The organism is Citrobacter sp. TBCS-14 (genome assembly GCF_005280805.1).
Lineage (GTDB): Bacteria > Pseudomonadota > Gammaproteobacteria > Enterobacterales > Enterobacteriaceae > Citrobacter > Citrobacter gillenii.
The window spans coordinates 308,454-334,232 of record NZ_SZWM01000185.1 but is presented as its reverse complement, the minus strand read 5'-3'; the positions used below and the strand labels follow the sequence as shown (position 1 = coordinate 334,232).

General features: G+C 53.1%; 23 protein-coding genes. 11 read left to right on the top strand and 12 right to left on the bottom strand.

The features are described from left to right. The first annotated feature begins 28 nt into the window (after nucleotides 1-28). Both nadA and pnuC read left to right on the top strand, forming a co-directional pair. Nucleotides 29-1,072, top strand: a complete 1,044-nt coding sequence (nadA, locus tag FDX22_RS10250; RefSeq protein WP_115259032.1) for a quinolinate synthase NadA — start codon at nucleotides 29-31, stop codon at nucleotides 1,070-1,072. A gap of 25 nt (nucleotides 1,073-1,097) precedes the next feature. Then, nucleotides 1,098-1,817, top strand: a complete 720-nt coding sequence (gene pnuC, locus FDX22_RS10245) for a nicotinamide riboside transporter PnuC (RefSeq protein WP_117341646.1) — start codon at nucleotides 1,098-1,100, stop codon at nucleotides 1,815-1,817. Here the strand turns inward: pnuC and zitB are convergent. Further along, nucleotides 1,814-2,755, bottom strand: coding sequence for a CDF family zinc transporter ZitB (gene zitB / locus FDX22_RS10240; protein ID WP_115259031.1), 942 nt, complete (start codon nucleotides 2,753-2,755; stop codon nucleotides 1,814-1,816). The genes pnuC and zitB overlap by 4 nt on opposite strands. Before the next feature lie 113 nt (nucleotides 2,756-2,868). Continuing rightward, the gene (locus FDX22_RS10235; RefSeq protein ID WP_096757812.1) at nucleotides 2,869-3,243 is read right to left on the bottom strand and encodes a YbgS-like family protein; all 375 of its coding nucleotides are present in this window, start codon (nucleotides 3,241-3,243) and stop codon (nucleotides 2,869-2,871) included. A gap of 317 nt (nucleotides 3,244-3,560) precedes the next feature. On the opposite strand from FDX22_RS10235, the gene aroG reads away from it, so the two are divergent. Beyond that, complete coding sequence (gene aroG, locus FDX22_RS10230) at nucleotides 3,561-4,613, top strand: 3-deoxy-7-phosphoheptulonate synthase AroG (RefSeq protein WP_115259029.1); 1,053 nt, start codon at nucleotides 3,561-3,563, stop codon at nucleotides 4,611-4,613. 118 nt (nucleotides 4,614-4,731) lie between these two features. On the opposite strand, the gene gpmA is transcribed toward aroG, so the two are convergent. The 7 genes from gpmA to modE all read right to left on the bottom strand — a co-directional run bounded on the left by gpmA (nucleotide 4,732) and on the right by modE (nucleotide 13,256). Further along, nucleotides 4,732-5,484 (bottom strand): 2,3-diphosphoglycerate-dependent phosphoglycerate mutase, encoded by a 753-nt coding sequence (gpmA, locus tag FDX22_RS10225; RefSeq protein WP_096757810.1) that lies wholly within the window; start codon nucleotides 5,482-5,484, stop codon nucleotides 4,732-4,734. A gap of 222 nt (nucleotides 5,485-5,706) precedes the next feature. Next, nucleotides 5,707-6,747 (bottom strand): galactose-1-epimerase, encoded by a 1,041-nt coding sequence (gene galM / locus FDX22_RS10220; RefSeq protein WP_146717147.1) that lies wholly within the window; start codon nucleotides 6,745-6,747, stop codon nucleotides 5,707-5,709. Then, complete coding sequence (gene galK / locus FDX22_RS10215; protein ID WP_146717146.1) at nucleotides 6,741-7,889, bottom strand: galactokinase; 1,149 nt, start codon at nucleotides 7,887-7,889, stop codon at nucleotides 6,741-6,743. The genes galM and galK overlap by 7 nt, the downstream gene beginning before the upstream one ends. 3 nt (nucleotides 7,890-7,892) lie before the next feature. Next, nucleotides 7,893-8,939 carry a galactose-1-phosphate uridylyltransferase gene (gene galT / locus FDX22_RS10210; protein WP_135912373.1) on the bottom strand — a complete coding sequence of 349 codons (1,047 nt, stop codon included), beginning with the start codon at nucleotides 8,937-8,939 and terminating at the stop codon, nucleotides 7,893-7,895. A 9-nt stretch (nucleotides 8,940-8,948) separates the two neighbouring features. Beyond that, nucleotides 8,949-9,965: a UDP-glucose 4-epimerase GalE gene (gene galE / locus FDX22_RS10205; protein WP_096757802.1), complete on the bottom strand. Its 1,017-nt coding sequence runs from the start codon at nucleotides 9,963-9,965 to the stop codon at nucleotides 8,949-8,951. Nucleotides 9,966-10,927: 962 nt separating this feature from the next. Next, complete coding sequence (gene modF / locus FDX22_RS10200) at nucleotides 10,928-12,400, bottom strand: molybdate ABC transporter ATP-binding protein ModF (RefSeq protein ID WP_146717145.1); 1,473 nt, start codon at nucleotides 12,398-12,400, stop codon at nucleotides 10,928-10,930. 67 nt (nucleotides 12,401-12,467) lie between these two features. Beyond that, on the bottom strand, nucleotides 12,468-13,256 hold the full coding sequence (gene modE / locus FDX22_RS10195) for a molybdenum-dependent transcriptional regulator (RefSeq protein WP_096757798.1): 789 nt from the start codon (nucleotides 13,254-13,256) through the stop codon (nucleotides 12,468-12,470). Between the two features lie 129 nt (nucleotides 13,257-13,385). On the opposite strand from modE, the gene FDX22_RS10190 reads away from it, so the two are divergent. The 4 genes from FDX22_RS10190 to modC all read left to right on the top strand — a co-directional run bounded on the left by FDX22_RS10190 (nucleotide 13,386) and on the right by modC (nucleotide 16,258). Beyond that, nucleotides 13,386-13,535, top strand: a complete 150-nt coding sequence (locus tag FDX22_RS10190) for an AcrZ family multidrug efflux pump-associated protein (RefSeq protein WP_085047482.1) — start codon at nucleotides 13,386-13,388, stop codon at nucleotides 13,533-13,535. Between the two features lie 199 nt (nucleotides 13,536-13,734). Beyond that, entirely contained in the window at nucleotides 13,735-14,508 is a 774-nt protein-coding gene (gene modA, locus FDX22_RS10185) for a molybdate ABC transporter substrate-binding protein (protein WP_146717144.1), read from the top strand. After that, entirely contained in the window at nucleotides 14,508-15,197 is a 690-nt protein-coding gene (gene modB, locus FDX22_RS10180; RefSeq protein ID WP_117341655.1) for a molybdate ABC transporter permease subunit, read from the top strand. Before modA ends, modB begins: the two co-directional genes overlap by 1 nt. 2 nt (nucleotides 15,198-15,199) lie before the next feature. Then, nucleotides 15,200-16,258, top strand: coding sequence for a molybdenum ABC transporter ATP-binding protein ModC (gene modC, locus FDX22_RS10175; protein WP_115259020.1), 1,059 nt, complete (start codon nucleotides 15,200-15,202; stop codon nucleotides 16,256-16,258). Here modC and FDX22_RS10170 read toward each other — a convergent pair whose 3' ends face one another. Then, a complete protein-coding gene (locus FDX22_RS10170; RefSeq protein WP_115259019.1) occupies nucleotides 16,259-17,077 on the bottom strand; it encodes a pyridoxal phosphatase in 819 nt (272 codons plus the stop codon). 166 nt (nucleotides 17,078-17,243) lie between these two features. On the opposite strand from FDX22_RS10170, the gene pgl reads away from it, so the two are divergent. Beyond that, nucleotides 17,244-18,239 carry a 6-phosphogluconolactonase gene (gene pgl, locus FDX22_RS10165; protein WP_115259018.1) on the top strand — a complete coding sequence of 332 codons (996 nt, stop codon included), beginning with the start codon at nucleotides 17,244-17,246 and terminating at the stop codon, nucleotides 18,237-18,239. Between the two features lie 65 nt (nucleotides 18,240-18,304). Here pgl and FDX22_RS10160 read toward each other — a convergent pair whose 3' ends face one another. Beyond that, nucleotides 18,305-19,249: a LysR family transcriptional regulator gene (locus tag FDX22_RS10160; protein ID WP_115259017.1), complete on the bottom strand. Its 945-nt coding sequence runs from the start codon at nucleotides 19,247-19,249 to the stop codon at nucleotides 18,305-18,307. A 179-nt stretch (nucleotides 19,250-19,428) separates the two neighbouring features. Between FDX22_RS10160 and FDX22_RS10155 the strand changes: the two genes are divergently transcribed. From FDX22_RS10155 to FDX22_RS10145, 3 genes are all read left to right on the top strand, one after another. Next, nucleotides 19,429-20,484, top strand: a complete 1,056-nt coding sequence (locus tag FDX22_RS10155; protein ID WP_146717143.1) for a 4-oxalomesaconate tautomerase — start codon at nucleotides 19,429-19,431, stop codon at nucleotides 20,482-20,484. An 80-nt stretch (nucleotides 20,485-20,564) separates the two neighbouring features. Then, entirely contained in the window at nucleotides 20,565-21,998 is a 1,434-nt protein-coding gene (locus FDX22_RS10150; RefSeq protein ID WP_117341659.1) for an anion permease, read from the top strand. 91 nt (nucleotides 21,999-22,089) lie between these two features. After that, complete coding sequence (locus FDX22_RS10145) at nucleotides 22,090-24,354, top strand: hydratase (protein WP_146717142.1); 2,265 nt, start codon at nucleotides 22,090-22,092, stop codon at nucleotides 24,352-24,354. Nucleotides 24,355-24,447: 93 nt separating this feature from the next. Here FDX22_RS10145 and FDX22_RS10140 read toward each other — a convergent pair whose 3' ends face one another. Then, the gene (locus FDX22_RS10140; RefSeq protein WP_115259975.1) at nucleotides 24,448-25,731 is read right to left on the bottom strand and encodes a putative acyl-CoA thioester hydrolase; all 1,284 of its coding nucleotides are present in this window, start codon (nucleotides 25,729-25,731) and stop codon (nucleotides 24,448-24,450) included. Nucleotides 25,732-25,779 lie beyond the last annotated feature (48 nt).

Genomic DNA, 25,779 nt, shown 5'->3' with positions numbered 1-25,779 from the left:
CGTTAAGCCAGTAAAACGAGAAAGCATGATGAGCGTGATGTTTGACCCTGAAGCCGCAATTTATCCGTTTCCGCCTAAGCCGCTGCCGCTGAGCGAAGATGAAAAACAATTTTATCGCGAGAAAATCAAACGCCTGCTAAAAGAGCGCGATGCTGTAATGGTGGCGCACTATTATACAGACCCAGAGATCCAACAGCTGGCTGAGGAAACCGGTGGATGCATTTCTGACTCGCTGGAGATGGCGCGGTTTGGATCAAAGCATTCGGCCTCTACGCTGCTGGTGGCTGGGGTCCGATTTATGGGCGAAACGGCTAAAATCCTCAGCCCGGAAAAGACCATTCTGATGCCAACGCTGCAGGCGGAATGTTCCTTAGACCTGGGCTGTCCAATCGACGCATTCAGTGCATTTTGCGATGCGCATCCGGACCGTACCGTCGTGGTGTATGCCAACACGTCGGCGGCAGTGAAAGCGCGTGCGGACTGGGTGGTGACATCCAGCATTGCGGTTGAACTTATTGAGCATCTGGATAGTTTAGGTGAAAAAATCATCTGGGCTCCGGATAAGCATCTGGGCAACTACGTGCAAAAACAGACCGGGGCCGATGTTCTTTGTTGGCAAGGGGCCTGTATCGTCCATGACGAATTCAAAACACAGGCATTAACGCGCATGAAAGGGTTATATCCCGACGCAGCCGTGCTGGTACACCCTGAATCGCCTCAATCAATAGTCGATATGGCCGATGCCGTGGGGTCGACGAGTCAGCTCATCAACGCGGCAAAAACGTTACCGCATAAGCAGCTTATCGTGGCGACTGACCGGGGTATTTTTTACAAAATGCAGCAGGCTGTGCCGGACAAAGAGTTGCTTGAAGCCCCGACTGCCGGCGAAGGGGCAACCTGTCGCAGCTGTGCGCATTGCCCGTGGATGGCGATGAACGGCCTCAAAGCGATTGCAGAGGGCCTTGAGCAAGGTGGGGCAGCCCATGAGATACAGGTTGATGACGCGCTGCGAGAAGGGGCACTATTGCCGTTAAACCGCATGCTGGAATTTGCGGCTACACTACGAGCTTAAATAAATTATTGCTCTGGGGGAAAAGATGGATTTTTTTAGCACGCAGAATATTTTGGTTCATATCCCGATTGGCGCGGGGGGATACGACCTGTCATGGATTGAAGCAGTGGGGACCGTTGCCGGTTTACTGTGCATTGGTTTGGCAAGCCTTGAGAAAATCAGCAACTACGTCTTTGGTCTGATAAACGTCACGCTGTTTGCGATCATCTTCTTTCAGATCCAACTCTACGCCAGCCTGTTATTACAGGTGTTCTTTTTTGCCGCCAATATCTACGGCTGGTATGCCTGGTCCCGGCAAACCAGCCAACATGAGGCTGAGCTGAAAATTCGCTGGCTGCCGCTGCCGAAAGCGCTAGGTTGGCTGGCGGCTTGCGTGGTGGCGATTGGTCTGATGACGGTATTTATCGATCCGGTCTTCGCGTTTCTGACCCGTATGGCCGTGAACATTATGCAAGGGCTGGGATTACAGGTTGCCGCACCTGAGTTGCAACCCGATGCATTCCCGTTCTGGGATTCCTGCATGATGGTGCTGTCGATTGCGGCGATGATCCTGATGACGCGGAAATACGTCGAAAACTGGCTGCTGTGGGTGATCATTAACGTCATCAGCGTGGTGATCTTCGCCCTACAAGGCGTGTATGCGATGTCGCTGGAATACATGATCCTCACCGTTATTGCGCTTAACGGCAGCAGGATGTGGATGAACAGCGCGCGCGAACGTGGCTCACGCGCGCTCTCCCATTAGTGATGGTGATGTGAATGGCCGGACAGTCCCTGATACAGGTGGCAGTCCGGTCCGTTGCATGGCTGATATTCCATCTGGATCGTTGCGTGTTCAATCTGATAATGATGCGTCAGGAAATGTTGAATGCGTTCCAGCAATGCGTCGTGATCGTGCGGGGGAACCACCTGCACATGTAGCGTCATCACCGGTTTCTCACCCACCATCCAGACGTGCACATGGTGCACGTTGCGAACTTCAGGAATATCCCGGCTGAGGTGGCGCTGTAGCGCGGGAATATCCAGTGACAGCGGTGCGCCTTCGAGTAATTCGTTCACGCTATCTTTCAATAACCGCCAGGCGCTACGCAGTACCAGCACGGAAACCAGAATCGACAGGATCGGATCCGCTGGCGTCCAGCCAGTCCAGATGATGATCAACGCCGCGATGATCGCGCCAACCGACCCCAGTAAATCGCCCATTACGTGCAAGGCCGCGGCGCGAACATTGAGGTTCTTCTCCTCGCTCCCGCGATGCAGCACCCAAAAGGCAAGAACGTTAGCCAGTAAACCTGCCACGGCAATCACCATCATCATGCCGCCAGCTACCGGTCGTGGGGTATAGAAGCGCTCTATCGCCTCCCAGACGATTAAAATGGTGATCACCACTAGTGCGATAGCGTTCACAAACGCGGCCAGCGTCGTGAGCCTCAGCCAGCCGAACGTGTGTCGGATGGTCGGCGGTCGGCGAGCAAACCTGACAGCCAGCAGTGCAAAAAGCAGAGCGGCTGCATCTGTCAGCATATGGCCGGCGTCCGCCAGCAGCGCCAGCGAGCCTGACAGGATCCCGCCGACCACCTCCACGAACATAAATCCCGCCGTAATGCAGAAGGCGAACAGCAGTCGACGGGCGTTATTATCTTTGGGCAGGTCAGGGGAAGTGGGGGTATGTGAGTGCGCCATAATGTCATCCCTTTGTTATTCTCATCATTACTGTATGACATCATACCGGGTTTGGGCTGACAAAATTAAAAAGGAGAGCTTTTGCTCTCCCGTTATTAGCCATATTTTTAGCTTTACTGGGTGGTGCCGTCGGTTTTGGTGTCTACGTCATTGTTGATACCGTTTCCGGTCTCTACCTTCTTGTTGATATCCGGACAACGACCGTCTTTGCACATTGAGTTTTTGTGCATCTCGTCTTTGGTCATCCCTTCATGATTCATTGATGAACCGTTCGGATGCAGCATGGTGCCGCCCGAATTAACGTTGTTGTTGTCGACATTATTCGGTGCCACGTTCTCGCGTGCGTCTGGCGCGATTTGACCGGCATCCGCCGAAGAATTCGCCTGACCGTTATTTGACTGCGTGTTTGCGTCTGCAGCCAACGCCGCGCCGCTGGCGAGGCTAAGAGTGGCAGTAAGAAAGAGTGAGGCCAGCTTTGTCATTTGCATAATATGCTCCTGTTATGGTCGATATGTCGGATAACCTCTTCCAACAGTGCATGTGCCAGTTAAATCCTCAGAAGGTAGTTAACTATTTCAGTATGAAAATTAAAACCAGCATAGAATATTGAAATTAATAAAAAAATAAGCTGTTGCAGTTATAAATTGTAGTTTGGATCTCGTTTATCGCTACTTTATTGCGTTTTTTTGGCTTATTCCAGGATTAATCCGTCCAAAGTGTAAAACCCCGTTTACACTTTAGAACTGAAGATATAGATTGGAGGGATTGCATTCATTTATATAAGTATGGCAACGCTGGAATAATCATGAATTATCAGAACGACGATTTACGCATTAAAGAGATCAACGAGTTACTCCCCCCGGTCGCACTGCTGGAAAAATTCCCTGCTACTGAAAATGCCGCAAATACGGTTGCTCACGCCCGCAAAGCGATTCATAAAATTCTGAAAGGCAGCGACGATCGCTTACTGGTTGTGATCGGGCCGTGCTCGATTCATGATCCGGCAGCCGCCAAAGACTATGCCGCTCGCCTGCTGGCGCTGCGTGATGAGCTTAAAGACGAGCTTGAAATTGTCATGCGCGTCTATTTTGAAAAGCCGCGTACCACCGTAGGCTGGAAGGGGCTGATCAACGATCCGCATATGGATAACAGCTTCCAGATCAACGATGGCCTGCGCATAGCGCGTAAGTTGCTGCTGGATATTAACGACAGCGGCTTGCCAGCAGCGGGTGAATTCCTTGATATGATCACCCCACAGTACCTGGCCGATCTGATGAGCTGGGGGGCTATTGGCGCACGCACGACGGAGTCCCAGGTTCACCGTGAGCTGGCGTCCGGTCTTTCCTGCCCGGTTGGCTTTAAAAACGGGACTGACGGTACGATCAAAGTGGCCATTGATGCCATCAACGCCGCTGGCGCGCCGCACTGTTTCCTGTCGGTGACCAAATGGGGTCATTCAGCCATTGTGAATACCAGTGGTAATGGTGACTGCCATATCATTCTGCGCGGTGGTAAAGAGCCGAACTACAGTGCTCAGCACGTTGCAGACGTGAAGGAAGGGCTGGTTAAAGCAGGTCTGTCCCCGCAGGTGATGATTGACTTTAGCCATGCAAACTCCAGCAAGCAGTTTAAAAAGCAGATGGATGTCGCGAAAGACGTTTGCGGACAGGTTGCTGGCGGTGAGAAAGCGATTATTGGCGTGATGATTGAAAGTCATCTGGTGGAAGGTAATCAGAATCCGGATAGCGGCGAGCCGCTGACCTACGGTAAGAGCATTACTGATGCCTGCATTGGCTGGGAAGATACTGATGCGGTGTTACGCCAGTTGGCAAACGCGGTCAAAACGCGTCGCGGCTAACCGAGTCTCGTAGGCCTGATAAGCGTAGCGCCATCAGGCTTTTCTGCGCAGACTGCCGGGTAGCAGCGAAATAAAAAAAGCGCGGATAATCCGCGCTTTTTTATATTCAGCGAAGAAATTACTTCGCTTTACCCTGGTTGGCAACGGCGGCCGCTTTTGCCGCGATCTCGTCAGCATTACCCAGATAGTAACGTTTGATCGGCTTGAAGTTTTCGTCGAACTCATACACCAGCGGTACGCCGGTCGGAATGTTCAGTTCCAGAATTTCATCTTCGCCCATGTTATCCAGGTATTTCACCAGCGCACGCAGGGAGTTACCGTGAGCGGCGATAATCACGCGCTCACCGCTTTTCATGCGCGGCAGAATGGTTTCGTTCCAGTAAGGGATAACACGCTCGATGGTCAGCGCCAGGCTTTCGGTAACCGGCAGCTCTTTGTCAGTGAGTTGAGCATAACGCGGATCGTGCCCCGGATAGCGTTCGTCATCTTTGGTCAGTTCCGGCGGTGTTACCGCGAAGCCACGACGCCATTGTTTAACCTGCTCGTCACCGTATTTTTCAGCGGTTTCGGCTTTGTTCAGACCCTGCAGAGCGCCGTAATGACGTTCGTTCAGCTTCCAGGATTTTTCAACCGGAAGCCACGCTTGATCCAGTTCATCCAGTACGTTCCACAGGGTGTGGATGGCACGTTTTAGCACAGAAGTGTAAGCAAAATCGAAGCTGTAGCCTTCCTCTCGCAGCAGTTTGCCCGCCGCTTTTGCTTCGCCTACGCCTTTCTCGGACAGATCAACATCGTACCAACCGGTAAAGCGGTTTTCGTTGTTCCACTGACTTTCACCGTGACGTACCAGAACCAGCTTAGTTACAGCCATACACTCACTCCTATAAACCATATTGAATGATAATAGTTCTCATTATATTGCCGTAATGCGTCAGCGGCAATGCTTACGCATAACCATAGCGAAAATAGCTGCACAGTGTAAGGTTCTTGTGAACTCAAGGTTGCGATTTTGGCTTTTGGTGGTGAGGCTTTGAGCAGGTTGGGGGAGGGCAATAAACGACGAGCCCGATACTGGACTCGTCATGGTTAGTCGTCAGGCCGGAATAAACCGGTATTCCGTCACGCTGGCGTACTCTTCGCCCGGGCGCAGGAAGCAGTCCGGTTGCGGCCATTCCGGATGGTTCGGGCTGTCCGGCAGAAACTCGCTTTCCAGCGCCAGACCTTGCCAGTCGGCGTACGCCTCTGGGCCACGGGACGGCGTGCCGCCGAGGAAATTCCCGGAGTAGAACTGCAAAGCCGGGGCCGAGGTGTAGACCTCCATCTGCAATTTTTCATCCTGCGACCACAGCAGCGCGACCGGCTTACGGACATCACCTTGTGCCTGTAGCAGGAAAGCGTGATCGTAACCTTTTACGTGGCGCTGATCGTCATCGGTCAGAAATTCGCTGGCGATAACTTTTGGCGTACGGAAGTCAAAAGAAGTGCCCGCCACTGGCTTTAGACCCTCGTGTGGGATACCCATCGCATCAACCGGCAGATACGTGTCGGCGAGGATCTGCAGCTTATGCTGGCGGACATCGGTTTTATCACCGTCGAGGTTGAAATAAACGTGGTTGGTCAGATTCACCGGGCAGGGCTTATCGACCGTCGCGCGATAGGTGATTGAAATGCGATTGTCGTCGGTCAGGCGATACTGCGCTGTCGCGCAAAGGTGGCCTGGGAAACCCTGGTCGCCATCGTCAGAGGTCAGTGCGAACAGCACCTGACGATCATTCTGATTCACTATCTGCCAGCGACGTTTATCGAAACCGTCCGGCCCGCCGTGCAGCTGATTTTCACCCTGGCTTGGCAGTAATTCAATGGTTTCACCAGCGAAGGTATAACGGCTGTTGGCGATACGGTTCGCGTAGCGGCCAATCGATGCCCCCAGAAACGCAGCCTGATCAGGATATTGCTCCGGGCTGGCGCAGCCGAGCAATGCTTCACGCACGCTACCATCGCTCAGAGGAATGCGGGCCGACAACAGCGTTGCGCCCCAGTCCATCAGGTTGACCACCATCCCTGCGTCATTACGCAGGGTCAGCAGACGAAACGGCTGGCCATCGGGGGCCATGACGGGAATTTCGTTTAGCACTGTCCGGCTCCTTGTGAAGGTTTACACACATAGAAGGTTTCTTTGATACCGGTTTTCGCTTCGTACTGCGCAGCGACAGCCTGCTGTACTGCAGGAACCAACGCTTCAGGGATCAGCGCCACAATGCAGCCGCCGAAGCCGCCGCCGGTCATGCGCACGCCGCCCTGGGAGTCGATGGTCGCTTTGACGATCTCCACCAAGGTATCAATTTGCGGCACGGTAATTTCAAAGTCATCGCGCATGGAGGCGTGAGATTCCGCCATCAACTGGCCCATGCGCAGCAGGTCACCTTTTGCCAGGGCATCAGCGGCTTCCACGGTACGGGCATTTTCGGTGATCACGTGGCGGACGCGTTTGGCGACGATCGGGTCCAACTCATGGGCGACGGCGTTGAATGCCTCAAGGCTGACATCACGCAGCGCGGGCTGCTGGAAGAAGCGCGCGCCGGTTTCGCACTGCTCGCGACGGGTGTTGTACTCACTGCCGACCAGCGTACGCTTAAAGTTACTGTTAATGATCACCACGGCGACGCCCTCAGGCATGGAGACCGCTTTGGTACCCAGCGTACGGCAGTCGATCAGCAGCGCATGATCTTTCTTGCCCAGCGCGGAAATCAGCTGATCCATGATGCCGCAGTTGCAGCCGACGAACTGGTTTTCGGCTTCCTGACCGTTCAGGGCAATCTGCGCGCCGTCGAGCGGCAGGTGATAAAGCTGCTGGAACACGGTGCCGACCGCTACTTCCAGCGACGCTGAGGAGCTTAAGCCAGCGCCCTGCGGTACATTGCCGCTGATCACCAGATCGGCACCGCCAAAGGCGCTATTACGCTTTTGCAGGTGTTTTACCACGCCGCGGACATAGTTCGACCACTGCTGGCTGTCATGGGCGATAATCGGCGCGTCGAGAGAAAACTCATCAACCTGATTCTCGTAGTCAGCGGCAATCACGCGCACGATGCGATCGTCACGCGTCGCGCAGCTGATCACGGTTTGGTAGTCGATGGCGCAAGGCAGAACGAAGCCGTCGTTATAGTCGGTATGTTCGCCAATCAGGTTGACGCGACCGGGCGCCTGAATCGTATGGGTGGCAGGGTAGCCAAATGTTTCAGCAAACAGAGATTGTGTTTTTTCTTTCAGACTCATTTTTTAAACTCCGGATTCGCGAAAATGGATGTCACTGACCGCACGCAAACGCTCGGCGGCTTGTTCTGCCGTCAGGTCGCGCTGGGTTTCCGCCAGCATTTCATAACCGACCATAAATTTACGCACGGTCGCGGAACGCAGCAGGGGCGGATAAAAATGCGCGTGCAGCTGCCAGTGTTGATTCTCTTCGCCATTAAACGGTGCGCCGTGCCAGCCCATGGAATAAGGGAAAGAACACTGGAACAGATTGTCGTAACGGCTGGTCAGTTTCTTCAGCGCCAGCGCCAGGTCGGCACGCTGCGCGTCGGTCAAATCGGTAATACGCAGCACATGTGCTTTAGGCAGTAGCAGCGTTTCAAACGGCCATGCCGCCCAGTAAGGCACGACCGCCAGCCAGTGCTCGGTTTCCACCACCGTGCGGCTGCCGTCTGCCTGTTCACGCTGGACGTAATCGACCAGCATCGGTTTGCCTTGCTCAGCGAAATAGTCTTTTTGCAGGCGGTCTTCACGCTCTGCTTCATTGGGCAGGAAGCTATTGGCCCAAATCTGACCGTGCGGATGTGGGTTCGAACACCCCATCGCTGCGCCTTTATTTTCAAACACTTGTACCCAGGGATAGGTTTTCCCCAGATCGGCCGTTTGTGTCTGCCACGTTTTCACAATCTCCGTCAGCGCAGGCACGCTGAGTTCCGGCAGCGTTTTGCTGTGATCGGGTGAGAAGCAAATGACACGGCTGGTTCCACGTGCACTCTGACAGCGCATCAACGGATCGTGACTGTCCGGTGCGTCCGGGGTGTCGGACATCAGCGCGGCAAAATCATTGGTAAAGACGTAGGTGCCGGTGTAATCCGGGTTTTTATCACCGGTTACGCGCGTGTTACCTGCACACAGGAAGCAGTCCGGGTCATGTGCAGGGAGAACCTGCTTAGACGGTGTCTCCTGCGCCCCTTGCCAGGGGCGTTTGGCGCGATGTGGTGAGACGAGGATCCACTGCCCGGTAAGCGGGTTAAAGCGGCGGTGTGGATGATCGACAGGATTGAATTGCGTCATGACGTGTCCTTAATCCGAATATCCTTGCGGATGGCGTGACTGCCAGTGCCAGGTGTCTTGTGCCATTTCGTCCAGCGTGCGGGTTACGCGCCAGTTTAATTCGCGATCGGCTTTGCTGGCATCTGCCCAATAGGCGGGAAGATCGCCGTCACGACGCGGTGCAAAATGGTAGTTAATCGGTTTACCACAGGCTTTGCTGAAGGCGTTGACCACGTCCAGTACGCTGCTGCCGACGCCCGCGCCGAGGTTATAAATATGCACACCTTGTTTACCCGCTAGTTTTTCCATAGCGACAACGTGCCCGTCGGCGAGATCCATCACGTGGATGTAATCGCGAACGCCGGTACCATCTTCGGTAGGGTAGTCGTTGCCAAATACCGCAAGCGACTCGCGGCGGCCAACGGCAACTTGAGCAATGTAAGGCATCAGGTTGTTGGGAATGCCCTGCGGATCTTCGCCCATATCGCCTGACGGATGTGCGCCAACCGGGTTGAAGTAGCGCAGCAGCGCGATGCTCCACTCTGGCTGGGCTTTTTGCAGATCGGTCAGGATCTGCTCGACCATCAGTTTGCTTTTGCCGTACGGGCTTTGCGGGGTTCCGGTTGGGAAGCTTTCAACGTAAGGAATTTGCGGCTGATCGCCATAGACTGTGGCTGAGGAGCTGAAGATGAAGTTCTTGACGTTGGCGGCGCGCATCGCGTTTACCAGACGCAGGGTACCGTTGACGTTGTTGTCGTAGTATTCCAGCGGTTTGGCAACAGACTCACCTACGGCCTTCAGACCGGCAAAGTGAATGACCGTATCAATGGCGTGATCGTGGAGAATTTCGGTGATCAGCGCTTCGTTGCGGATATCCCCTTCAATGAAGGTCGGATGCTTCGTGCCTAAACGCTCGATAACGGGCAGTACGCTGCGCTTACTGTTGCAGAGGTTATCAAGGATCACTACGTCGTGACCGTTTTTCAGTAACTGCACGCACGTGTGGCTTCCGATGTAACCGCTACCACCTGTAACCAATACTCTCATAATTCGCTCCGTTAAGCCTATGGTATGGAATGATCCTAGCATAACAAAGATGCGAAAAGTGTGACATGGAATAAATTAGTGGAATCGTTTACACTTCAGTGTTTTCACCGTTTACCACCATTTTTTTAATTGTAAATCATAGGGTTTGTTCACGACTGCGCCATTTATCCGAAAAAGCAGGTAAAAAAATGGGCGTCCAATGCGTACAGCACGTCAGTTAACAGCATATGTCGCGACGAATGAGTACGCGCTGGTATGGAACAATAAATATGCCATCTCGGGGAAATCGTTCCGTTCACTTCATGTTCATTGCTTCTCTGATGCCACAATCCCCTGTGAACGGGTAAAGGGCGTCTTCCGCCACGCCCTTTACAATCCCGGCTCCCGGCAAGGAAAATTGCCACTTTGTGGTTCCCTCCGTTTATTCCTTCAGGCTACCGGGCCGGGCGCGAGGAAACGTCCCTGTAAAGCGCGCCCTGAACCCGCATCCCTGCGGGTTCTCCCGGCCTTACGGAAGAACGTCAGTAATTTTCAGCCGGACCAGTCCGCACCTGACCACCTGAGTTTTTATTTGAACATGTTTAAACAGCGAAATGGATTTGGCTGAAAGTCAGCGTGTTGAAGCGACACCTTGGTCCGGCTGAAAATCGATGAGGTGTTGACGGCTGACAGGGACCGCCCGCAGGGAAGCGGGCGGAGGGGACGGCCTGCAGGGATGTAGGCTCGGCACCGACCCGATAGGCAGACGGCAAAAGCCGAATGAATCGCGTAGCGACGATTTTCCGTGCCGGGAGCCTGGGTTGCAAGGGAGGTGGCGGTGAGCCTCCCTTGCGCGTTCACAGGTATATCAGTATCAGGGGCGAGATGAACATGAAGTGAACGGAATCCTGCTCCAGACTAATACGTTCTCCGTACTTATTTAGCTGACTTTCATGACGTGCAAACGCACTTTTCAGCGAAAATTATTCCAGGGACGTTTGTCGATAGCCATAGATCTCGCCGTCAGGCACAAACTCCAGTCGATGCGTAATACAGGCTGGCGCATCCTCGGCGTGGTGAGAAACGAACAGCAACTGGGTATCACCTTCGCCGATCAGCACATCAACAAAACGGCGGATCAACTGGCGATTCAGCGGATCCAGCCCCTGCAAGGGTTCATCGAGGATTAACAGAGTAGGGTGCTTAACCAGCGCGCGAACAATCAGCGCCAGTCGCTGCTGACCCCAGGAAAGGCTGTGAAACGGCGCGTCGGCAGTACGCTTATCGATGCCCAGAATGTCTAACCACTGCTGTACCAGCTTACGCTGCCGGTCAGAAACCGCCTGGTAGATACCGATCGAATCAAAATAACCAGAGAGGATCACGTTGCGTACCGTGGTACTGACGCGGTACTCGAGGTGCAGGCTGCTGCTGACATAGCCAATGTGTTTTTTAATATCCCAGATGGTTTCACCGCTGCCGCGACGACGACCAAACAGCGTCAGTGCGTTGCTGTAACCCTGTGGGTGATCGCCGGTGATTAAGCTGAGCAGGGTGGATTTCCCCGCGCCATTTGGGCCGACAATTTGCCAGTGTTCGCCTGGATTCACCTGCCAGCTCAAGTGATGCAGAATAGGGCGATCGTTATACGAGACCACGCCATCGTTGAGCACAATACGCGGCTCGTGATCGGCCAACGTACGGCGAACAGAGGGTTCATCGGGTTCGGGTAATGTAATCCCGGCCAGTTGTTCGCTATGCGCAAGCTGGGCTATCAATGCCTGTTGCAGTAAACCGGCTTTCTCGCCGGTTTCAGTCAGGGTGCAATCCGCGAGGACGCCAGCAAACTGCACGAATTCTGGAATCTCATCAAAGCGGTTGAGGACCAGCACCAGCGTAATACCTGCCTGATGCAACGTGGCGAGCAAATCCGCTAACTGATGACGTGACGCAACGTCCAGCCCGTCAAACGGTTCATCCAGGATCAGCAATTCCGGTTCCGACATCAGCGCCTGACAAAGCAGGGTTTTACGTGTTTCGCCGGTAGAGAGGTATTTGAAACGCCTGTCGAGCAGATGCGCAATGCCAAACTGCTGCGCCAGCGCTTTGCAGCGCGCTGGATTTTTGATTTCATCGAGAATGATTTCTGCCGTCGTGCGTCCGGTGTCGTCTTCGCCGGGGCTGAGGAGATCGGTGTTATTACGCTGCCATTCGTCGCTGACCAGTTGTTGCAACTGCTCAAAGGAGAGTCGGGTGATACGCGTGAACTGACAGCGGCGCTCGCCTTTTAACGGCGGCAATTCCCCCGCCAGCGCACGCGCTAACGCGGATTTCCCACTGCCGTTAGAACCGACAAACGCCCAGCTATCCCCCGCGTTCAACGTCAACGTATTCAACTGGAGCGTTTTTGTGTCGCTCAGACGAAACGTGCCTTGCGAAATTTGCAACGATGACATTTTATATCCCATGTTTTGCAGCAATGAACAACAGGGATACGTGTTCTGCGAGCCGATGTCAATCGACTCAACACAACGTGGCAATAATCACTCTGTCGGCGTTGAAATACGCGGTGACGTTAGCGCCTTCTTGCAGCGTCGCGGCGTCTTCCGACGGAACCGTGGCGCACAGCGTCTGGCCATCGGGCAGCGCCATTAACACTTCGCACTGTTCGGCGCCGCGCTCAATATGGCTGATGGTCCCCTGTAGTTGGTTATCAGCCGCCTGGGCGATAGCGTCGTCCTGGGTGATCCCCACCCATGGCGCCTTCAGCAGGACCAGCACTTCTTTACCCTCATCCAGCCCTAAACGTTCGCCACTTTGCGCCGTCAACGCGACTTTCAGCCGCGTTTCGCCATCGGCCAGCAGGACATCAACATGCTGCTGAACCTGAGAGTGGTCGCGTGCGGTAATGGTGCCAAACCACTGGTTACGGGCGCTGGTTTGCAGTGAAAAACGGGAGATGGCTGCCAGCAAACTGTTCAGCGGCAGGGCGTCGTCGTCGCTCAGGACATCAAACGCTTTCTGCTGAATTTGTGCCAGCAAATCGTAAAGTTGGATTAGGCGCTGGCCATAGCGGGTTAATACCGCGCCGCCGCCGCCTTTGCCGCCGGTGGCGCGCTCTACCAGCGTTTGCTCACTGAGCTGGTTCATCTCATTGATGGCATCCCAGGCGCTTTTGTAACTGATACCCGCATCCTTCGCGCCCTGACTAATAGAGCCGGAAAGCGCAATGTGCTTAAGCAGCGAAATGCGGCGGGGATCGGCAAACAGCTTTTGCTGAAGTTTCAGGGTAAGAAGGATTTCGGCCTGCATATCAAGCTCCTGGCAAAAGGGATATTGTGACGGAAAACCGCGCGCGCGCAAAGTCGACCGCACAAAAGGGGAGTGCAATTCTGCGTTATGGGGTTAAAATACAGCTAAGGACTATATCTGGAGTTGATCATGTTAGAGTTATTGAAAAGTCTGGTATTCGCCGTAATCATGGTTCCTGTGGTGATGGCCATCATTCTGGGGCTGATTTACGGACTGGGTGAAGTGTTCAACATTTTCTCCGGTATCGGTCAGAAAGATCAGTCCAAACAGAACCATTGATTCCCCAAACGCCCGCTCAGTCGGGCGTTTATCTTTTTCGCCTTCCAGCTCGTTTTCGGTGCCTGTAGTTTCTCAAGATCCTGCTTTTCCTGCCGATAATTTCTTTATATAACCTTTGATGGGTACGAATAACCACTGGGAAAATCCTGAATTAATCGTTATATTGCTTCGTACATAACGAAGCTCAAAGGAGTTACAGATGGCACGTACATGGTTACGCTTGTTTGCAGGGGCAACACTCTCTCTTTCTGTTGCCGGGCATGCATTGGCGGATGAAGGCAAAATTACGGTGTTCGCCGCGGCGTCGCTGACAAATGCGATGCAGGACATTGCAGCCCAGTATAAAAAAGAGAAGAACGTGGACGTCGTCTCCTCTTTTGCCTCGTCTTCTACGCTGGCGCGCCAAATTGAAGCCGGTGCACCCGCCGATCTGTTTATTTCTGCCGACCAGAAATGGATGGATTATGCGGTAGACAAAAAGTCTATCGACACCGCATCACGTAAAACGCTGCTCGGTAACAGCCTGGTGGTCGTGGCGCCAAAAGCGAGCGAGCAGAAAGCGTTTGCCATCGACAGTAAAACCAACTGGACCAACCTGTTGAACGGCGGGCGTCTGGCGGTCGGTGACCCGGAACATGTTCCGGCGGGCATTTATGCCAAAGAAGCGCTGCAAAAACTGGGCGCATGGGATACTCTGGCGCCGAAACTGGCCCCAGCTGAAGACGTACGCGGCGCACTGGTGCTGGTCGAACGTAACGAAGCGCCGCTGGGGATTGTTTACGGTTCCGATGCCGTCGCCAGCAAAGGCGTCAAAGTAGTCGCCACGTTCCCGGAAGATTCACACAAAAAAGTCGAATACCCTATCGCGATTGTTGATGGGCATTCTAACGCCACGGTCAGCGCGTTCTATGATTACCTGAAAGGACCGCAGGCTGCTGAAATCTTTAAACGTTATGGATTTACGACCAAGTAATGATACTCAGCGATCCTGAATGGCAGGCCGTTATACTGAGCCTGAAAGTTTCTTCCCTGGCCGTGCTGTTCAGCCTGCCGTTTGGGATCTTCTTTGCCTGGCTGCTGGTGCGCTGCACGTTTCCAGGTAAAGCTCTGCTCGACAGCGTGCTGCACTTGCCACTGGTACTGCCACCGGTGGTGGTCGGTTATCTGCTGTTAGTGGCCATGGGGCGACGCGGATTTATCGGCGAGCGGCTGTATGACTGGTTTGGTATTACGTTTGCCTTCAGCTGGCGCGGCGCGGTGCTGGCGGCGGCGGTGATGTCTTTCCCGCTGATGGTGCGGGCCATCCGTCTGGCGCTTGAAGGTGTGGACGTCAAGCTGGAACAGGCCGCCCGTACGCTGGGGGCCGGTCGCTGGCGCGTATTCCTGACCATCACCTTGCCGCTGATGCTACCGGGCATTATTGTCGGCACGGTGCTGGCATTTGCCCGCTCGCTCGGCGAGTTCGGCGCGACGATCACCTTCGTTTCCAATATTCCTGGCGAAACCCGCACTATCCCTTCGGCGATGTACACCCTGATCCAGACTCCTGGCGGTGAAAGCGCGGCGGCGAGACTTTGCATGATTTCTATTGTGCTGGCGTTAATTTCGCTACTGATTTCTGAGTGGCTGGCGCGCATCAGCCGCGAACGGACGGGGCGATAATCATGCTGGAACTGAATTTCACCCAGACGTTAGGCTCGCACTGTCTGACGCTCAACGAAACGTTACCCGCCACTGGCATTACCGCGATTTTTGGCGTGTCCGGGGCGGGCAAAACCTCGCTGATTAACGCCATTAGCGGACTGACGAAGCCGCAGTCCGGGCGCATTGTGCTCAATGGTCGGGTGTTGAACGATGTAGAAAATGGCATCTGCTTAACCCCTGAAAAACGCCGGGTTGGCTACGTTTTTCAGGATGCGCGCCTGTTCCCGCATTATAAAGTGCGCGGTAACCTGCGCTACGGCATGGCGAAAAGCATGGCCGGGCAGTTTGATAAGCTGGTGACGTTGTTAGGGATTGAACCGCTACTTGAGCGCCTGCCTGGTAGCCTTTCCGGCGGTGAAAAACAGCGCGTGGCCATTGGTCGGGCGCTGCTGACCGCGCCTGAGTTGCTGCTGCTTGACGAGCCGCTGGCGTCACTGGATATTCCGCGTAAGCGTGAACTGCTACCCTACCTGCAACGCCTGGCGCGCGAAATCAACATCCCGATGCTGTATGTCAGCCATTCGCTGGATGAGATTTTACATCTGGCCGATAAAGTGATGGTGCTGGAGAACGGCCAGGTAAAAGCGTTTGGCTCGCTGGAGGATGTCTGGGGCAGCAGCGTGATGCACCCCTGGCTACCGAAAGAACAGCAAAGCAGCATCCTCAAAGTCAGCGTGCTGGAACATCATCCGCATTATTCAATGACCGCGCTGGCGCTGGGCGATCAGCATCTGTGGGTTAATAAACTGGAGCAGCCGCTGCAAACCGCGCTGCGTATTCGTATTCAGGCCTCGGATGTATCACTGGTATTACAACCGCCGCAGCAGACCAGTATTCGCAACGTGTTGCGCGCCAAGGTCGCGCAGTGCTATGACGACAATGGGCAGGTGGAAGTGCAGCTTGAGGTCGGCGGTAAAACGCTGTGGGCGAGGATCAGCCCGTGGGCCAGGGATGAACTGGGCATCAAACCTGGCCTGTGGCTGTACGCGCAAATTAAGAGTGTGTCGATAACCGCCTGATTACAGCAGGTGAGAATAAATAAATTTGGCGATGCTGTCGGTGGTGTTGTCACCAATCACGATATTGGCGCGGGCTTTGACCGCGTCGTCTGCATTGCCCATCGCCACGCCGGTGCCTGCGGCTTCCAGCATACTGATATCGTTAAAGTTGTCGCCAAAGGCGATGACATTCTCCATTGACCCGCCCTGCGCTTCAATCCACTGGGTCAGGCGTTTTCCTTTGCTGTTGCCTTTGCGGGCCACGTCGACCTGATCGTGCCATGACCATTCGCACTCCAGCCCCAGCTGTTGCTCAACGTGCTTGCCAAACTGCTGCAGCTTAGGAATATCTTCGTCGGTAAGGGCAAATTTCCAGACGGCGTTAACGTCCTGTGCGGCCTGCGCCAGTGAGGGGACCTGGGTAAAGGTGGGACGCTGCTCCGGCGGCAGGGTTTGCGCCCAGTTTGCGGTACGTACCACATGCCCGGTCGGGCGCTCATACAGCATGGCATCGTCTACATACATCAGACCGTGGATCTGATGTGCCTCCAGCAGATCGATCAGTTGCAGCGCCTGATCAACGGGAAGGGGATCGGATTGCAGAACCTTTTTTGCCTGATAATCATACAAGTAAGTGCCATTACAGCAAATTGCAGGTGTATCCAGCGCCAGTGCCTGATAAAAAGGATGAATAGCAACGTGATGGCGACCTGTGACAATGATAAGTTGGTAGCCGGCTTCTCTGGCGCGCGAGAGCGCTTCGAGAGAAGAGGGCAGTAAGGTTTTTTTCGGGGTCAGCAACGTACCGTCTAAATCCAGGGCAATCACGCGAGTGGTCATCAGTTATTCCAGATTAAGGTTGAGAATTGTGTCTTTGGGCATGGTACACCGAGTCGGCAACCGGACAAAATTCTGAGTCTTAATTAAGCATTCACCGTTAAAAGCGTCTACCTTAGGCGTGTGTCAGGCAATTGCAGCCACTTGCCAAAAAGTAAAAGGAGCATTCATGAAGCAAACCGTTTATACCGCCAGCCCTGAAAGTCAGCAGATCCACGTCTGGAGCCTGAACCACGACGGTTCACTGACGCTGACGCAGGTGGTTGATGTACCGGGTCAGGTGCAGCCGATGGTCGTCAGCCCGGATAAGCGCTATCTGTATGTTGGCGTGCGTCCTGAGTTTCGCGTGCTGGCCTACCGTATTGCGCCGGATGACGGTGCGCTGACCTTTGCCGCAGAATCTGCGCTGCCGGGTAGCCCGACGCATATTTCGACCGATCATCAAGGTCGTTTTGTGTTTGTCGGATCGTACAACGCAGGCAGCGTGAGCGTGACGCGCCTGGAGGATGGCCTACCGGTTGAGCTGGTGGACGTAGTGGAAGGTATGGACGGGTGCCACTCGGCCAATATCTCTCCGGATAACCGCACGCTGTGGGTTCCCGCACTGAAGCAGGATCGTATCTGTCTATTTGGCCTCAGTGATGATGGCAAGCTGATCGCACAGGATCCGGCGGAGGTGACGACCGTAGAGGGCGCGGGACCGCGTCATATGGCGTTCCATCCGAATCATCAGTACGCCTATTGCGTCAATGAGCTGAACAGTTCGGTTGATGTCTGGGAACTGAACGATCCGCACGGCAAAATTGAGTGCGTACAAACGCTGGATATGATGCCAGCTGATTTCTCCGACACCCGCTGGGCGGCAGATATTCATATCACGCCTGATGGTCGTCATCTGTATGCCTGTGACCGTACCGCCAGCCTGATTACGGTGTTTAGCGTGTCAGAAGACGGCAGCGTGCTGACCAAAGAGGGCTTCCAGCCTACCGAAACCCAGCCGCGTGGTTTTAATATCGACAGCCGCGGAAAATACCTGATTGCCGCCGGGCAGAAATCGCACCACATTGCGGTGTATGACATTGCGGGTGAGCAGGGACTGCTGACCGAGAAAGGTCGCTATGCGGTTGGACAAGGCCCGATGTGGGTCGTGATCAACGCATACTAAGACTTTATGCCAAATGGCCTACGATAAGCACACGCTTCGTAGGCCTGATAAGGCATTAGCCGCCATCAGGCACTCTGTTTCCCCTGGAGATCGGAAATCGGTCGCCACAAGTTGTCCTTCTCTTCGGCCCACAGATTTAACAGCAGAGAAAAAAAGCGTTCAGCGGGAGGAGAGAGCACCGCATCTTTACGCCGAATAACGCCTAACGTGCGCCTAATCACGGGCTCAACCAGCGGGATGCCGATCAGCGTTGGATGCGACGTGTGCGGCATGGCCAACCCTGGCAACGCGGAAACCCCCAGCCCAGCCTCCACCAGGCCAAGCGAGGTGGATAAATGGCGAACCTCGTAAAACCAATCCAGCTTCCACGGTTTATCTGCCAGGTGTTGCTCAATCAGCAATCGGTTACCGCTCGACGAACGCACGCCTATTAATTTGCAATTCACCAGTTCTTGCCATTCGACCAGCTGTTTATGGGCGAGCGGATGATCGCGTCGACATGCCAGAACAAAGGGTTCGTTAACCAGCGGGGTGAATTCAATGGAAGAATTTGTGATGTTGTTCATGTTTATGCCAAAATCAGCCTCGTTGCAAAGTACGGATTCCATACAATTATTCGTACCTTGTTCAATAATTCGTACCTTAATATTGGGATATAGCTCATTAAATTTGCCGATCGCCAACGGTAAAAAATAGAAAACGGCGGTAGGGATACAGGATAACGTCACCATCCCGTGATAGTGTGTATTCATTTTGCTGATATTAAAGATTGTTTCATCTAGGGTTCTAATTAATTCACGGGCTTCTGGTAATAACAACTGGCCTGCTTTTGTTAATGTGACTTTGCGGGTTGTTCTCTCAAATAGTTGAGTGTGTAAATACTCTTCCATTTTCTTTATTCTACGTGTTAATGCAGGTTGCGTAATATTAAGTAACTTAGCCGCATTGTTAAAAGAATTGGACTCTGCCAGCGTGACAAATGCTTTCATGCTCGATAATTCATGTTTCATTCCGACTCCAGACAAGGTTAAGGGACGTTCTGTCCTGATAGAGCGACCAGTTTACCTGCCATTGTTAATCTTGAATTAATAAAAAAAAGTCACTAATCACGACAACAAAGTCATTAGCCAGCGTATTTCACGCATGTAATCCTGTCTTTAATATGAATAATATAGTTGAGGGCATTGGCGTGAAAAAAATACCTTGCGTTATGATGCGTGGAGGAACCTCCAGAGGCGCATTTTTATTAGCAGAACATCTACCACAAGAGAAAACGCAGCGTGATGATGTATTGATTAAAATTATGGGTTCCGGGAATGCGCTGGAAATCGACGGTATTGGTGGGGGTAATCCGCTAACCAGTAAAGTGGCGATTATCAGCCGTTCAACCGACCCACAGGCAGATATTGATTATTTATTTGCTCAGGTTTTGGTGCATGAACAACGTGTCGATACCACGCCAAACTGCGGCAATATGCTTTCCGCCGTCGGGGGATTCGCCATCGAAAATGGGCTGATTGCCGCCACAGCGCCGACGACGCGCGTACGGATTCGCAATATAAACACCAATACATTTATTGAAGCCGATGTGCAGACGCCGCAAGGTGTTGTTGAATATGAAGGCCCGGTAAAAATAGACGGCGTACCGGGTACGTCAGCGCCTGTGGCACTCACGTTCCTGAATGCTGCGGGATCCAAAACAGGACGTATTTTCCCAACGGGGAACCATCGTGATTATTTTGATACTGTTCCGGTGACCTGTATAGATATGGCGACACCGGTGGTGATTATTCCCGCTGAATATCTGGGCAAAACCGGTTATGAATCACCGGAAGAACTGGATGCTGACTCAGAATTATTAGCACGCATGGAATCTATTCGCTGTCAGGCAGGGCTGGCTATGGGGTTAGGGGATGTTTCCAATATGGTCATTCCTAAACCTTTCCTTATTTCAGCGCCGCAGCAGAGTGGTGCAATTACTGTGCGCTATTTTATGCCTCACGCTTGCCATAAAGCGCTGGCGATCACTGGCGCTATTGCCATTGCCAGCAGTTGCGTGATTGCTGGGACGGTAACTCAGCAGGTAGCACCGGGGGTAGGGTATGGAAATATCAGCATTGAACACCCCGGTGGCTCACTGGATATTTATTTGAGTAATGAAAGTGATGATGCTACGGCTATTCGTGCCTCGGTGATTCGCACCGCCCGGAAAATATTTTCTGGTGAGGTTTACCTTCCCGCATAACGTTAATTAAAACGGTTATGCATCGCGGATACTGGATTTATTTCGCGAGATTGCCTGTACGTATAAATCAGGAATACCACATGAATGTGAAATCATTATGGAAGCTAATCGTTATATTGGCGATCCCCTGTATTATTGGCATTATTCCTGCACCAGCAGGATTAACGGAACTTGCCTGGGTTCTTTTCGGTATTTATCTTGCCGCTATTGTCGGGTTGGTGATCAAACCTTTTCCTGAGCCGGTAGTGTTGTTGATTGCCGTCGCGGCATCAATGGTCGTGGTCGGTAATTTAGGTCACGGCGTACTAAAAACCAGCAGCGTTCTCAGCGGTTATGCGTCAGGCACCACGTGGCTGGTTTTCTCTGCATTTACGCTAAGTGCTGCGTTTGTGACTACCGGTCTGGGCAAGCGCATTGCCTATATTTTAATCGGCAAAATCGGGAATACCACACTGGGGCTAGGCTACGTCACTGTTTTTCTGGACCTGGTTTTGGCGCCAGCAACACCATCTAACACCGCGCGAGCGGGAGGGATTGTGCTGCCAATCATCAATAGCGTGGCGGTGGCATTGGGGTCTGAACCAGACAGAAGCCCACGCCGTGTTGGCCACTACCTGATGATGACGGTCTATATGGTCACCAAAACCACCAGCTATATGTTTTTTACCGCCATGGCAGGCAACATCCTGGCATTGAAAATGATTAACGATATCTGTCACCTGCAGTTAAGTTGGGGCGGATGGGCGCTGGCGGCGAGTTTACCTGGTATTGTGATGTTGCTCCTGACTCCGTTAGTTATCTACTTTATGTATCCGCCTGAAATTACCAAAGTGGATAACAAAACCATCGCCAAAGCCGGGCTCCAGGAACTGGGGCCGATGAAAGGGCGAGAAAAAATGCTGTTGGGCATTTTTGTTCTTGCACTATTAGGGTGGATCTTCAGTAAAAGCCTCGGCGTTGATGAATCAACGGTGGCCATTGTAGTGATGGGCGCGATGCTCCTCTTGGGCGTAGTGACCTGGGATGATGTGGTAAAAAATAAAGGGGGCTGGAATACCTTAATTTGGTACGGCGGAATTATTGGCCTGAGTTCTTTATTATCGAAAGTGAAGTTTTTTGACTGGTTAGCTGAACTGTTCAAAAATAACCTCTCTTTTGACAATCATAGCAATGTAGCCTTCTTCGTTATTTTGTTCCTGAGTATTATTGTCCGCTATTTCTTCGCTTCCGGTAGCGCTTATATTGTGGCGATGATGCCCGTCTTTGCCATGTTAGCGAATGTCTCTGGTGCACCACTGATGTTAACGGCTCTGGCATTACTGTTCTCTAACTCATATGGCGGAATGGTAACCCATTATGGCGGCGCGGCGGGTCCGGTTATTTTCGGTGTGGGCTATAACGACATTAAATCGTGGTGGCTGGTTGGCGGCATGCTGACATTCTTAACTTTTATTGTGCATATCACCCTGGGCGTATGGTGGTGGAGCATGTTGATTGACTGGAATATGTTGTAAATAACATGTCAATATTCAGTCTATTAAGTTTATTGATTAACAATGCCTTTGTGCACGGTATTTGTGCGGGCGTTGTACCATGGAGTATGTGATGATTAAATTATATGAGAAAGGCGTCTTTCTCTCCGAAAACAATGAACTGTTAACCGAGGAACATTGTTCCGGGCATATCGAAAAAGATCACGCGAAAAAAGGGACTATCGCTTGGTCGATTCTGTCGGCACACAATACGTCGGGAGATATGAACAAGCTTAAAATTAAGTTTGACTCATTAGCGTCACACGATATTACCTTTGTCGGCATTATTCAGACAGCGAAAGCTTCAGGCATGGAGCGTTTCCCGTTGCCTTACGTGTTGACCAACTGCCATAACGCATTATGTGCGATAGGCGGGACCATTAACGGTGACGATCATCTGTTCGGGCTGTCCGCGGCGCAACGCTATGGGGGCATTTTTGTGCCTCCACATATTGCGGTGATCCATCAATATATGCGTGAGATGATGGCCGGCGGCGGAAAAATGATCCTCGGCTCAGACAGCCATACGCGCTATGGTGCACTGGGCACAATGGCAGTCGGTGAAGGCGGCGGCGAACTGGTCAAGCAGCTGTTAAACGATACCTGGGATGTTGATTATCCTGACGTTGTTGCGGTCTATCTGACCGGAAAACCGGCACCTGGCGTGGGGCCGCAGGATGTTGCGCTAGCTATTATCGGCGCGGTGTTTAAAAACGGCTACGTCAAAAATAAAGTGATGGAGTTTGTCGGTCCGGGTATTAAGTCTCTCTCCACAGATTTTCGCAACAGCGTTGATGTGATGACGACAGAAACCACCTGTCTGAGCTCCGTCTGGCAAACGGATGACGAAACCCGCAGTTGGCTGGCGCTACATGGCCGTGAGCAAGACTATCGCCCGCTGAACCCGCAGCCGATGGCGTATTACGATGGCTGTATTTATGTTGATCTGAGCGCCATCAAGCCGATGATCGCGCTGCCTTTCCACCCCAGCAATGTCTATGAAATTGACACCCTCAATGAGAATCTCACCGATATTCTTCGCGGGATCGAAATTGAATCTGCGCGTATCGCGCAAGGGAAAGCCAGCCTCTCACTGCTCGACAAAGTTGAGAATGGGCGTTTAAAAGTACAGCAGGGGATCATTGCTGGGTGCTCGGGCGGCAACTACGAAAACGTGATTGCCGCCGCCAGTGCGCTACGCGGTCAATCCTGTGGTAGCGACACCTTCTCGCTGGCGGTCTACCCCTCATCACAGCCGGTGTTTATGGACTTAGCGAAGAAAGGCGTGGTGGCGGATTTGATGGGCGCGGGCGCCATTATCCGAACTGCGTTCTGTGGCCCTTGCTTCGGCGCGGGTGACACACCAGTCAATAACGGGCTGAGCATTCGCCATACCACACGTAATTTCCCTAACCGCGAAGGCTCGAAGCCGGGCAACGGGCAAATGTCAGCCGTGGCGCTGATGGACGCGCGTTCCATTGCCGCAACGGCGGTAAACGGCGGATTCCTGACCCCGGCAACCGACCTGGACTGTTGGGACGAAATTCCGGCCTATGCATTTGACCCTGCGCCTTATAAAAGTCGTGTGTATCAGGGCTTTGTGAAAGGTGCCACGCAGCAGGCGTTAATCTATGGTCCCAATATTAAAGACTGGCCGGAGCTTGGCGCACTGACTGACAATATTTTGTTGAAGGTCGCCTCGAAAATTCTTGATGAAGTGACGACGACCGACGAGCTGATCCCATCCGGGGAGACGTCGTCCTATCGCTCAAATCCTTTAGGGTTGGCGGAATTTACGCTTTCACGGCGGGATCCCGGTTATGTGGGGAGGAGTAAAGCTACTGCTGAGCTGGAAAAACAGCGACGGGCTGGTGGTGTAAACAGCGCATTGTCACCCATCTTCGACCGTATTCGTCAGATTGCCGGTCAGGAAGATGTTGTGCCACTGGAAACGGGGATTGGCAGCATGATTTATGCCGTCAAACCGGGAGATGGTTCCGCGCGTGAGCAGGCGGCAAGCTGCCAGCGCGTGATTGGTGGGCTGGCGAATATCACCGAGGAATATGCCACCAAGCGTTACCGTTCCAACGTCATCAACTGGGGAATGCTGCCGCTGCAAATGATCGGGAAGCCGTCTTTCGAGGTGGGTGATTATATTTACATTCCCGGTATTCGTCGCGCACTGGACGCATGCAGTCGCGAGATTACCGCATACGTACTGTATGAGAATGGGTCGGTCAGTGAAATTAGCCTGTATATGGAAAGTCTGACGGCGGAAGAGCGTGAAATCATCAAGGCAGGAAGTTTGATTAACGCGAATAAAGCGCGTTTGATGTAAGGCTTACTGTAGACCGGATGGCGGTTTTCGTCGCCATCCGGCACATTGCCCGGTGGCGCATGCGCATACCGGGCCTACATAAGAGAATGACGTTTACTGCTTCGGCTCGGCAACCACTTTGCTACCCACACCGCGGTTGTTGTATTCCCACATGCGGTTAAAGTTGGTGTCGTTCAGGTTACGCTGGATTTCACCTTTGTCGTCTTCCGCACCGGTGTTGCCGGTAAACGGATGCTTACCGATTACGCTGTCACCCCATGGCTTCGCCATGTTAAAGCCTTCGTTGATCACGCTGTCGCGGATCACCACCTGACCGTTGGTATTAGCATCGACATCCAGTGAGCGGCCTAACTGCGCCACGCCATCACCGGCAGCCGTAAAGCGGCTGTTGACGGCAAGGAAGCCGTAATAAATGTTCGACAGCGTGGCAGGTGCGAACACGTAGGCTTCCTGCTGGGTGCGAGAATTGACGACGCGGAAATCGGTGTTTTCGAATACCACCGCGCCGCGACCAGAAACAATATCCACATCGCCTTCAATGTAGCTGTTTGTCACCAGCGTACGCGGTTGACGATCGTTTTCCAGACGGTTTTGTACACCGCTGTTGGTTACGAAGAAGGTGTTCTGACGACCCAGAATGTTGACGTTGTTGATCTGTACTTTATCGCCATCGGTACGCAGAGCAACGGCCGGGTGGTTACCTGCATCCACGCTGTCGCCGAGGTTGTTTTCGATGGTCAGGTTCTGTAACTGCAGACCGTTGTTTTGTGACCAGACGACCGCAGAACACAGTACGCCAATGTTGGTACCGCGCTTGCTCTGGCAATTATCAAACATATACCACGCAGGTTTACCCGGCATATATTTACCGCCTGGGTTGACCGTACGACGCCAGTCAGCGGTGCTCATCTCTCCGTCAATTGCTTGGCCAATTTTCACATCAAGCGGTTTTTCGCCCATGCCGTACAGCGTCAGGCTGCCCGTTGCTGCCGGGATATAAACCGTGCCCTGATATTCACCCGGCATGATCGCAATATATTGACGCTTGTTGGTGCGTTTAATGATTGCTGCATCCACCGCCGCCTGAATGGTGGTGTGGGTGACGCCCTGAGTCCCTGCCGGGCCGACAACAAAATCAGGCTGTGCGGGCAGAGAAATCGCAGAAGGGGACCACGGCGCGGTGTTTGGCGTCAGTGCAGAAAAATAATGAGCCGCGACAAAATTGCTGGCTTCATTTGCCGACAGAATCGGGCGCGAGGAGGTGCCTGGCGCGGTCTGGTCGGAAGGAATTTGATCGGGCGAGGTTGCGCTACAGGCGGTCAGCGTCACGCCAAAAGCCATTACCAGCGCCAGACGGGAAACTGATGAAATGTTCACAGGTTGCTCCGGGCTTTGAAATTTATCCATTGAAGCCTGCTTTTTTAT

Coding starts and splice junctions, on each gene's coding strand:
- nadA (WP_115259032.1), top strand. CDS start 29: ATGAGCGTGATGTTTGACCCTGAAGCCGCAATTTATCCGTTTCCGCCT.
- pnuC (WP_117341646.1), top strand. CDS start 1,098: ATGGATTTTTTTAGCACGCAGAATATTTTGGTTCATATCCCGATTGGC.
- zitB (WP_115259031.1), bottom strand. CDS start 2,755: ATGGCGCACTCACATACCCCCACTTCCCCTGACCTGCCCAAAGATAAT.
- FDX22_RS10235 (WP_096757812.1), bottom strand. CDS start 3,243: ATGCAAATGACAAAGCTGGCCTCACTCTTTCTTACTGCCACTCTTAGC.
- aroG (WP_115259029.1), top strand. CDS start 3,561: ATGAATTATCAGAACGACGATTTACGCATTAAAGAGATCAACGAGTTA.
- gpmA (WP_096757810.1), bottom strand. CDS start 5,484: ATGGCTGTAACTAAGCTGGTTCTGGTACGTCACGGTGAAAGTCAGTGG.
- galK (WP_146717146.1), bottom strand. CDS start 7,889: ATGAGTCTGAAAGAAAAAACACAATCTCTGTTTGCTGAAACATTTGGC.
- galT (WP_135912373.1), bottom strand. CDS start 8,939: ATGACGCAATTCAATCCTGTCGATCATCCACACCGCCGCTTTAACCCG.
- galE (WP_096757802.1), bottom strand. CDS start 9,965: ATGAGAGTATTGGTTACAGGTGGTAGCGGTTACATCGGAAGCCACACG.
- modF (WP_146717145.1), bottom strand. CDS start 12,400: ATGTCATCGTTGCAAATTTCGCAAGGCACGTTTCGTCTGAGCGACACA.
- modE (WP_096757798.1), bottom strand. CDS start 13,256: ATGCAGGCCGAAATCCTTCTTACCCTGAAACTTCAGCAAAAGCTGTTT.
- FDX22_RS10190 (WP_085047482.1), top strand. CDS start 13,386: ATGTTAGAGTTATTGAAAAGTCTGGTATTCGCCGTAATCATGGTTCCT.
- modA (WP_146717144.1), top strand. CDS start 13,735: ATGGCACGTACATGGTTACGCTTGTTTGCAGGGGCAACACTCTCTCTT.
- modB (WP_117341655.1), top strand. CDS start 14,508: ATGATACTCAGCGATCCTGAATGGCAGGCCGTTATACTGAGCCTGAAA.
- modC (WP_115259020.1), top strand. CDS start 15,200: ATGCTGGAACTGAATTTCACCCAGACGTTAGGCTCGCACTGTCTGACG.
- FDX22_RS10170 (WP_115259019.1), bottom strand. CDS start 17,077: ATGACCACTCGCGTGATTGCCCTGGATTTAGACGGTACGTTGCTGACC.
- pgl (WP_115259018.1), top strand. CDS start 17,244: ATGAAGCAAACCGTTTATACCGCCAGCCCTGAAAGTCAGCAGATCCAC.
- FDX22_RS10160 (WP_115259017.1), bottom strand. CDS start 19,249: ATGAAACATGAATTATCGAGCATGAAAGCATTTGTCACGCTGGCAGAG.
- FDX22_RS10150 (WP_117341659.1), top strand. CDS start 20,565: ATGAATGTGAAATCATTATGGAAGCTAATCGTTATATTGGCGATCCCC.
- FDX22_RS10145 (WP_146717142.1), top strand. CDS start 22,090: ATGATTAAATTATATGAGAAAGGCGTCTTTCTCTCCGAAAACAATGAA.